1 protein-coding gene is annotated in these 1203 nt (G+C 49.9%); it reads right to left on the reverse strand.

The window, feature by feature from the left end:
• Nucleotides 1-1192 (reverse strand): VCBS domain-containing protein (locus CWS31_RS17285; protein WP_211355862.1); only part of this gene is annotated, 1192 nt, incomplete at its 3' end.
• Nucleotides 1193-1203: the final 11 nt, after the last annotated feature.

Consider the following 1203-nt stretch of genomic DNA (forward strand, 5'->3'; position numbering starts at 1 on the left):
CAGACACTGTGCCTGTTGCGGTGTTGTTGCTCGCATCATCTTCAGTCACTAATGTATCACTTGCGGTAACTGTGATATCCGCCGCATCATTGCTGCCGGTAATGGTGATCGTTTGTGTCTCAGTGGTGCCATCGTCACTAGTAAAGGTGATCGTATCGGTTAAGGTTTCACCGTCTGGTAACGCTTGTACCGCAGCATTGCTGTCATCTAAGCTGTATTCCCATACACCTGTGCCATCAACCACAACCGTGCCGTAGCTCGCAGTACTGCTCACTAAAGTCCCTTCGCCGGTATCAATATCACTAACAGACACTGTGCCTGTTGCGGTGTTGTTGCTGGCATCATCTTCAGTCACGCTTGTGTCACTTGCAGTAACTGTGATATCCGCCGCATCATTGCTGCCGGTAATGGTGATCGTTTGTGTCTCAGTGGTGCCATCGTCACTAGTAAAGGTGATCGTATCGGTTAAGGTTTCACCGTCTGGTAACGCTTGTACCGCAGCATTGCTGTCATCTAAGCTGTATTCCCATACACCTGTGCCATCAACCACAACCGTGCCGTAGCTCGCAGTACTGCTCACTAAAGTCCCTTCACCGGTATCAATATCACTAACAGACACGGTGCCTGTTGCGGTGTTGTTGCTCGCATCATCTTCAGTCACTAATGTGTCACTTGCAGTAACTGTGATATCCGCCGCATCATTGCTGCCGGTAATGGTGATCGTTTGTGTCTCAGTGGTGCCATCGTCACTAGTAAAGGTGATCGTATCGGTTAAGGTTTCACCGTCTGGTAACGCTTGTACCGCAGCATTGCTGTCATCTAAGCTGTATTCCCATACACCTGTGCCATCAACCACAACCGTGCCGTAGCTCGCAGTACTGCTCACTAAAGTCCCTTCGCCGGTATCAATATCACTAACAGACACGGTGCCTGTTGCGGTGTTGTTGCTCGCATCATCTTCAGTCACTAATGTGTCACTTGCAGTAACTGTGATATCCGCCGCATCATTGCTGCCCGTGATGGTGATGGTTTGTGTCTCAGTGGTGCCATCATCACTAGTAAAGGTGATCGTGTCGGTTAAGGTTTCACCGTCTGGTAACGCTTGTACCGCAGCATTGCTGTCATCTAAGCTGTATTCCCATACACCCGTGCCATCAACCACAACCGTGCCGTAGCTCGCAGTACTGCTCACTAAAGTCCCTT

This window comes from Colwellia echini (assembly GCF_002843355.2).
GTDB lineage: Bacteria > Pseudomonadota > Gammaproteobacteria > Enterobacterales > Alteromonadaceae > Colwellia > Colwellia echini.